Source organism: Stenotrophomonas pictorum JCM 9942, assembly GCF_001310775.1.
Classification (GTDB): domain Bacteria; phylum Pseudomonadota; class Gammaproteobacteria; order Xanthomonadales; family Xanthomonadaceae; genus Stenotrophomonas; species Stenotrophomonas pictorum.
The window spans coordinates 1-7,573 of the sequence record NZ_BAZI01000121.1; the positions used below are offsets into that span (position 1 = coordinate 1).

The 7,573-nt window shown below is 66.0% G+C and carries 9 protein-coding genes and 1 pseudogene; 4 read left to right on the plus strand and 6 right to left on the minus strand.

What is annotated here, in order from left to right:
• A partial coding sequence (locus JCM9942_RS08040) for an MFS transporter (RefSeq protein ID WP_157722827.1) occupies positions 1 to 807 on the minus strand: 807 nt, incomplete at its 3' end.
• A gap of 179 nt (positions 808 to 986) precedes the next feature.
• Here JCM9942_RS08040 and JCM9942_RS08045 point away from each other — a divergent pair.
• The 4 genes and pseudogenes from JCM9942_RS08045 to JCM9942_RS20700 form a co-directional block, all read left to right on the plus strand.
• Positions 987 to 2,876, plus strand: a complete 1,890-nt coding sequence (locus JCM9942_RS08045) for an MFS transporter (protein WP_054658937.1) — start codon at positions 987 to 989, stop codon at positions 2,874 to 2,876.
• Between the two features lie 193 nt (positions 2,877 to 3,069).
• Entirely contained in the window at positions 3,070 to 3,303 is a 234-nt protein-coding gene (locus JCM9942_RS08050; RefSeq protein WP_157722828.1) for a hypothetical protein, read from the plus strand.
• 21 nt (positions 3,304 to 3,324) lie between these two features.
• Entirely contained in the window at positions 3,325 to 3,606 is a 282-nt protein-coding gene (locus JCM9942_RS08055; protein WP_054658939.1) for a CD225/dispanin family protein, read from the plus strand.
• Between the two features lie 46 nt (positions 3,607 to 3,652).
• Positions 3,653 to 4,063: pseudogene (locus tag JCM9942_RS20700) on the plus strand (DUF2752 domain-containing protein); the annotation flags it as partial.
• Positions 4,064 to 4,126: 63 nt separating this feature from the next.
• On the opposite strand, the gene ampE reads toward JCM9942_RS20700, so the two are convergent.
• The 5 genes from ampE to JCM9942_RS08080 form a co-directional block, all read right to left on the minus strand.
• On the minus strand, positions 4,127 to 5,023 hold the full coding sequence (ampE, locus tag JCM9942_RS08060) for a regulatory signaling modulator protein AmpE (protein WP_054658940.1): 897 nt from the start codon (positions 5,021 to 5,023) through the stop codon (positions 4,127 to 4,129).
• A gap of 72 nt (positions 5,024 to 5,095) precedes the next feature.
• Complete coding sequence (gene nudC / locus JCM9942_RS08065; protein WP_054658941.1) at positions 5,096 to 6,004, minus strand: NAD(+) diphosphatase; 909 nt, start codon at positions 6,002 to 6,004, stop codon at positions 5,096 to 5,098.
• Between the two features lie 58 nt (positions 6,005 to 6,062).
• On the minus strand, positions 6,063 to 6,449 hold the full coding sequence (gene erpA, locus JCM9942_RS08070; protein WP_054658942.1) for an iron-sulfur cluster insertion protein ErpA: 387 nt from the start codon (positions 6,447 to 6,449) through the stop codon (positions 6,063 to 6,065).
• Between the two features lie 31 nt (positions 6,450 to 6,480).
• The gene (locus JCM9942_RS08075; protein ID WP_054658944.1) at positions 6,481 to 6,918 is read right to left on the minus strand and encodes a bactofilin family protein; all 438 of its coding nucleotides are present in this window, start codon (positions 6,916 to 6,918) and stop codon (positions 6,481 to 6,483) included.
• A 2-nt stretch (positions 6,919 to 6,920) separates the two neighbouring features.
• On the minus strand, positions 6,921 to 7,573 hold a 653-nt coding region (locus JCM9942_RS08080; protein ID WP_054658943.1), incomplete at its 5' end, for a DUF6776 family protein.

Genomic DNA, 7,573 nt, shown 5'->3' on the forward strand with positions numbered 1-7,573 from the left:
CGCCAGCGCCCCGGCCGCGCCCACCAGACCGAACAGGCCGATGGTGCTGATCGAGTAGCCATAGGCCGGCCCTGACAGCAGGAACGCCAGTGGCGTCCAGAACACGCTGAAACCGGCAAACAGCAATGCGCCCAGCAGCGAGCGCCGGCGCAGCAGCGGCTCATCGCGCAGCAGAACCAGCACCGAGCCGATCAGACGTGGATACGACAGTCTGGCCGTCGGCCTGTATGGCGGCAGCAGCCGGGCCAGGACAAGGGCACACAGCAGCAACGCCACACACGCAACCCAGTAGATGGTGTGCCACGAGCCGATGCCCGCCAGCAGCCCGGAGGCGGTCCGCGCCAGCAGAATACCCAGCAGCAGGCCGGCCATCAGCGTGCCGACCACGCGCCCGCGCTGCTCCGGTCGCGCCAGCGTGGCCGCATGCGGAATGATGATCTGCGCGGCCACCGCGCTCAGCCCAGCCAGGGCGGTACCCGCCAGCAGCTGGACGAAATTGCCGGCGCTGGCACTGATCCCCAGGCCCACCGATGCCAGCACGAACAGGCCGACAATCAAACCTCGCCGCTCCAGCCTGTCGCCCAGCGGCACGATCAGCAGCAGCCCGGCGGCATAGGCCAGCTGCGCCACCGTCACCACCCAGCCGGCCATCCCGGCACTGACGTCGAATACGCCGGCCAGCAGCTGCAACAACGGCTGGGCGTAGTAGTTGCTGGCCACCACCAGACCAACCGCGATCGCCAGCAGCAGCACCAGCGCGGAGGACAGCGGCCGCGACGCGGCGGCGACTGGAGCGGAGTTGTTCATCACAGGACATATCGCACAAGGCCGCGTCCGGCGCGGCAGAGCCGCTATTTTTGCCGAGCTTGCGCGCAGGCGGTGAAAACACCGCCATGACACAGTGATCCAGAAGCCTAGGCCGCGTTGGATGGTACTTCAGCCGCCATCACGGTCTGCTAATGTGCCGCGCAGACCAAGGAGTCCCGATGTCCGGCCACAGCCAGTTCTCATTGCTCACGCAGCGACGCTTCCTGCCGTTCTTCATCGTCCAGGCACTGGGCGCGTTCAACGACAACATCTACCGCCAGGCGATCATCGGTCTACTGTTCTATCTGGGCGTGAGCACCGAAGAACGCACGCTCTACACCAACCTGGCACCGGCGCTGTTCATCCTGCCCTACTTCCTGTTCTCGGCACTGGCCGGACAGATCGCCGAGAAGCTGGAGAAGCAGCGGCTGATCGTGATCACCACGCTGATGGAGATCGTGATCATGTCGCTGGCGGCGATCGGCTTTCTCACCCAGAACATGCCGGTGCTGCTGATCGCGCTGTTCTGTACCGGCCTGCAGTCCACCCTGTTCGGACCGGTGAAATACTCGGTGCTGCCCTCGATCCTCAAACCCGAGGAACTGACCGGCGGCAACGGCCTGGTCGAGATGGGCACCTCCATTTCGATCCTGACCGGCATGATCGCCGGCGGCATGATCTTCGCGCTGGCCGGCAGCCAGGGCCCCATCGTCGCGGCAGTGGCGATCATCACCCTGGCGTTGGCCGGCAACCTGGCCGCACGCCTGATCCCGCGCGTGGATGCCGGCGCGCCGGACCTGAAAATCCACTGGAATCCGCTGCGCGAATCGCTGGCGGTGCTGCGCCTGGCCAAGAAGCAGAAGGCGGTCCGCAACGCCATTCTCGGCGTGTCATGGTTCTGGTTCTTCGGCACCATCCTGACCTCGCAGCTGCCCACCTACGCCGAGGTCAATCTGGGCGGCGGCTCCACGCTGTACATCGTGGCGCTGGCACTGTTCTCGCTGGGCACCGGCACCGGTTCACTGCTGTGCGAAAAGCTGTCCGGGCGCATCGTCGAGATCGGACTGGTGCCACTTGGCGCGTTCGGCATGAGCGCATTCCTGTTCGATCTGTATTTCGCCCGCACCGGCACGGCCAGTGTGGCCGGTCTGGATCTGGCCGGATTCCTGCAACAGCCCGGCAGCGTGCGCATCGTCATCGATCTGCTCGGCATCGGCCTGTTCACCGGCTTCTTCGTGGTGCCGCTGTTCGCGTTGATCCAGAGCCGTTCGCCCAGGTCGGAGATGTCGCGCGTGTTCGCCGCGCTCAACATCCAGAACTCCGGCTTCATCGTGCTGGCCGCCGGGCTGGGCCTGCTGACCCAGACCGTGCTCGACTGGAGCGTGCCGCAGCTGTTCCTGGCGCTGGCCATCGCCAACGTGGTGGTGGCGGTCTACATCTTCACCATCGTCCCCGAATTCCTGATGCGCTTTTTGAGCTGGGTGATGGTGCACACCCTGTACCGGCTGCGCGTGACCGGCGTGGAGGAACACGTGCCCGATGAGGGCCCGGCGCTGATCGTCTGCAACCACGTCAGCTACATGGATGCGTTGATCCTGTCGGCGACCATCCCGCGCCCGGTGCGCTTTGTCATGTACTACCGGATCTTCAACATCCCGGTGATGCGCTGGATCTTCACCACCGCCAAGGCCATTCCCATCGCCAGCCCGAAAGAGGACGCCGCGCTGATGCAGCGCGCGTTCGACGAGGTGGATGCGGCGCTGGCCGAGGGCGAACTGGTCTGCATCTTCCCGGAGGGCGCCTTGACCCGTGATGGCCAGATCGCGGCGTTCAAGTCCGGCGTGGAGAAGATCCTGGCGCGGCGCCCGGTACCCGTGGTGCCGATGGCGCTCACCGGCATGTGGTCGAGCATGTGGAGCCGGCGCGACACCCGGCTGGGGCGGATGCGGGTACCGCGCCGCTTCCGCGCCCAGATCGGCGTCATCGCCGCGCCCCCGGTGGAGGGAACCGCTACCGGTGCCGCGCAGCTGGAGGACAAGGTGCGGGCATTGCGCGGCAGCGAGGCCTGAGCACACGCCACGCTTTCCAGACGTAAGACAACTGGCTACGCTATCGCGCTTACGCATCGCAGGGGACAATGCGACGCAAGGGACACCCAGGGGATACATGGACAACGCGACACCACCGGTACCGGCACCAGCGCCGGCGCCGCCCATTCCGCAGCAGGTTCACCACTACTACCATCCGCACAAATCCGGTGGCGTGGCGGCGTTGCTGGAAGTTCTCCCCGGCCTGTTCCAGGTGTTCGGCATCGGCCATATGTACGCTGGCAATGTCGCCACCGGACTGTTCATCATGTTCGGCTACTGGGCCGTGGCCTTCGTCAATTTCCTGCTGCTTTTCCTGTTCATCGGTTGGATCACCTGGCCCCTGTGCTGGATCGCCGCCATGATCATTTCGCCGCTGATCGCGGCAAATGCCTGCAAGTCTCGCTGATTTTTCAACAAGGAGTTTTTCGTGAACACCAGCAGTCCCGCCGTTTCCAACAACCTCGTCTGGGCGATCCTGTCCACCCTGTTCTGCTGCCTGCCGCTGGGCATCGTTTCGATCATCCACGCCGCCAAGGTCAACGGCCTGCTGGCCGCCGGTGACGTCGCCGGTGCCCGTGACGCCTCGGAGAAGGCCAAGAAGTGGGCCATCTGGTCGGCCCTGGCCTGGGTCGTGGTCGTGATCCTGTATGTGGTCGTGTTCGTGCTGCTGGGTGTTGGCGGTGCGATGAGCGGCGCATCGGGTTACTGATGCATTACGCAGGTCGGCTGTCCGCGGCCGGCCTGCGCTCTGTGACATGAGATTTCCCCCGCACCTGTTGCGTTATGCACCGCTGGCCGCAATGGCCACGCTCGGGGCCGGTGCGGTGGCCGTGCTGGGCCGGATCGATCCGAACACACCCGGCAATCCCCTGCCCGCCTGCCCGTTCTACATGCTCACCGGCATCCTGTGCCCGGGTTGCGGCAGCACCCGCTGTCTGCATGCGCTGGTCCAGCTGGACCTGCCCCAGGCCCTGGCGATGAACCCACTGCTCGTGGTGTCGATTCTGCCCATGCTGATGATGGCCCTGCACGGCGCGGGTCTGTGGCCGAGAGCACTTCAGCCGATGCTGCGACCGGTTGCGCGGCCGATGCTGTGGATGGGACTGATTGCCGGCTTCTGGGTTACCCGCAACCTTCCCTGGTATCCGTTCCATCTGCTGGCGCCGGCTGATACAGCCGCCTTCCGCGCGGCTGGCGCGGTGGCCCTGCAGCACTCCCTGTTGGCGGGACTAGCCGACCCAGCCGGCGATGATCATCAGCGCCAGCACCACCATCCACAGCAGCAGCATGCGCCAGACCAGGCTCATCGCATCGCGCAGTTCGGGAAAGCGCTCGTCGGCCGGCAGCATGCCTTCCAATCGCGCCGCTTCGGCCGCTTCGGCTTCTTCCACCAGCTCGGCCCCCACACTCGCGCGCGCAGCCTCGGCCAGGAAGCCGATGGACAGCGATGCCCGGCTGCCGCCGGCACGGCGCCACGCCGAAGACACGGTGTCGAAATTGCCCGCCAGCGCCATCGCCAACGTCATCAGCTGCGCCACCGGCCATTCCAGGATTTTCAAAAAGGTGTTGCCGTCTTCGCGCGCCGCAGGCGAGAGCAACGCGCCCTGCGCGCCGTGCACGGCCTGCGCCAGCAACCGGTAGAGCAGCACGCCCCACGGCCCCAGCAGCAGGAACCAGAACAGCGGGGCGAACCAGCGACGCAATCCATTGATCACCGTGGCATCCACCAGCGAGGGGGTATCCTCGCGCAGGCTGCCGCCGGCGCATTGCAGCTGCGAGATCGCCACACCACAGGCGTTTGCATCTTCGGCATCGATCACCGCTTCCACATCGCGATCCAGATCGCGCGGCCCCCAGCACAGGGCCAGCACGGCGATGCCGAACAGCAGCGACGGCAAGCCGTACAGCCGCCCGGACAACAGCCACTGCAGCGCGGCGACCACCAGCACGCAGGGAAGGATCGCCAGCCACAAAGCATGGCGGTTGTCCTGCGCCGTTTCCGACTGACCCTGCACCCACGCCAGCCAGCGCCCGAACCAGCGCCAGTCGCGCAGCGCGGCCATCTGCGCCGGCGCCAGATGGCCCAGTACCAGCGCGGCGATCACCGCTACCAGTGTCGTGAACATGCGGATTCTCCTGTCACGATTGTCGGCATTGCCTTCCCCCTTGGAACCGGCGCAGATGGCGCTGGCAGCGGCTCAACGACGCTGACGGTCGAACCAGTCCCCGATCAGCGTCCGCGCGATGGAAATCCGCGGCGGCAGCAAGATACCCTGCCCGTCATCGTCGATATCACGCTGCATTGCCGAGCTGATTTCATCCACACTGAACCAGCGCGCATCTTCCAGTTCGCCATCCACGGCCGGAACATCGTCCTCGGCAGTGGCGCAGAAGCCGACCATCAACGCGCCCGGAAACGGCCACGGCTGCGTACCCAGATAACGCGCTTCACGCACCCGCACCTTGGCCTCCTCGAATACTTCGCGCCTGACCGTCTGCTCGAAGGTCTCGCCCGGTTCCACAAAACCGGCCAGCACCGAATAGCGGCGTGGCGCCCAACTGGCCTGGCGTCCCAGCAGCAATCGCCCCTGGTTTTCGACCGCGACGATCACCGCCGGATCCACCCGCGGATAGTGTTCAGTGCCACATTGTCCGCAGTGGCCGATGAAACCGCCGCGACGGAAATCCACCGCGCCGCCACACACGCCGCAATAACGGGTGCGCGTATGCCAGTACGACATGCCACGGGCATAGCAGAACGCGGCCGAATCGGCCGGCGACCAGCTCGCCGCGGCCTGGCGCAGATCCACCCGCTGCGGCGCGCTTACCGTCACCGCACCGGCCTCGACCACGAACACTGCACGGCCCTGTTCCACGCCCAGAAAGATCGCCGATCCCGGGCCACCGCCCAGATCCCGGCCACTGAGCGGGAGCGGCTGTCCGCTGTCATCGCACAAGGCCGTGCCATCGGTATCGAGCACCAGCACGCGGGCCTGCGGCCACAGGCCGGACAACGCATCGGGGTCATCGCGCAACGCATCGGCGCGATCAAGGGAGCTGGCGGTAAACGCGTAGCCGGCCAAGGAAGGTAGGGAGAGCTTTGACATCGGCCAGAGCGTGCCGACAAAGCGCCCTATCGCAAGGGCGCCGTGTGCGGCCGGTGACTCAGACCGAGAAACTGCTGCCGCAGCCGCAGGTGGTGCGGGCATTCGGGTTGCGGATCACGAACTGTGCGCCGGTCAGGCTTTCGGTGTAATCCACCTCGGCCCCCATCAGGTACTGCAAGCTCAGCGGATCGACCAGCAGGGTCACGCCGTCGGTGACCACCGCCAGATCGTCGGCCTCGCGGTTCTCGTCGAACTCGAAGCCGTACTGGAAGCCGGAACAGCCGCCCCCCTGGATGTAGACGCGCAACGCCAGCGCGTCACTGCCCTCGTCCTGGATCAGTTCACGCACCTTGGCCGCGGCCGCACCGGTGAAATTGAGCGGACGATCAAGCGACTGGTAATCAGGTGCCGGCTTGGCGCCGGGCAGGGACACTAACGTACTCATGGGGTCAGCATGGGGACGCGGCCGGGAGGATTCAAGCTTCGGCCGCTTCAGCTTGGCGGATCTTTCCGCCCCGCTTGGCCTCCGGCGACGGCAGCGCGGCGACCGCGCTGGCGGAATGGACCAGTCGACCGTTCAACTGGGCACCGGCATTCATCTCCACCACCTGGTAATGGACGTTGCCGGTCACCCGCGCGCTCGGGGTCAGCTCGATCCGCTCGCTGGCGTACACGTCGCCATCCAGGCGGCCGCTGAGCACCACCACCGCGGCGCGGATCTCGCCTTCGATATGACCCTGTTCGGCCAGCGTCAGCATCGCCTCGGCACCGTCTTCGGCGACGACCTTGCCCAGAATGCGGCCTTCCACGTACAGCCCGCCGCTGAACACCACATCGCCGCGGATCACCACCTGCGGCCCGATCAGGGCGTCCACGACCAGCTGGCTGTCGCGGTTGGATTTGCTTTTGAACATCATTACTCCCCTCTGCCGTTGCCGGCGAGCTTCCAATCGAATGTCTGTGTGGCGCCTCCCCCGGGCCCCGACAGCGAGACTCGCACACGTTGCGGGGTGAAATCCCGGGGCAGCATCACGCTCCCGTCCAGCTGCTGGAAATAGCGGAACGAATAGTTCTGCCCGGGCACATCCTTGCGCTGGTGCAGCTCATCCCAGCTGACCGTGGTCAGTTTGCCGTCTTTCACGCCCTCTACCGAGAAGCGCATCTGGCCCTGGCTGATGGCGCCGCGGTTCAGGTTCTGGGTCAGCACCACGCTGTAATGCCAGGTCCCGGCCGCCTCGGCGGAAAATTCGATCGAATGGGCGTTCAGGCCCTTGCGCTGGCTGGTGGCCCCCACCAGCCGCTCATAGAAGGCGACATCGGCGCGCAGGCCGGCGATTTCCTCGTCGCGCTCGGCCAGCGAGGCCTGCACTTCGGTATTGGCCGCGCGGCTGATCTTGTCCGATGCCTCGAGCGTGGCCTGCCTCTGCCGCAATTCTTCGATCTGCCCGCGCTGCTGCTCCAGCTGCTGCTCGCTCTGGCGCAGGCGCTCGCGCAGACCACCCGCATCGGGCGAGGCATAACGGGCGGCCAGCCAGCCCACCAGCAGCAGCGACAACAGCCAGGCGGTGG

Excerpts from the sequence above, each read along its gene's own strand:
- ampE (WP_054658940.1), bottom strand. The coding sequence starts at position 5,023 with ATGTTCACGACACTGGTAGCGGTGATCGCCGCGCTGGTACTGGGCCAT.
- erpA (WP_054658942.1), bottom strand. The coding sequence starts at position 6,449 with ATGAGTACGTTAGTGTCCCTGCCCGGCGCCAAGCCGGCACCTGATTAC.
- JCM9942_RS08045 (WP_054658937.1), top strand. The coding sequence starts at position 987 with ATGTCCGGCCACAGCCAGTTCTCATTGCTCACGCAGCGACGCTTCCTG.
- nudC (WP_054658941.1), bottom strand. The coding sequence starts at position 6,004 with ATGTCAAAGCTCTCCCTACCTTCCTTGGCCGGCTACGCGTTTACCGCC.
- JCM9942_RS08075 (WP_054658944.1), bottom strand. The coding sequence starts at position 6,918 with ATGTTCAAAAGCAAATCCAACCGCGACAGCCAGCTGGTCGTGGACGCC.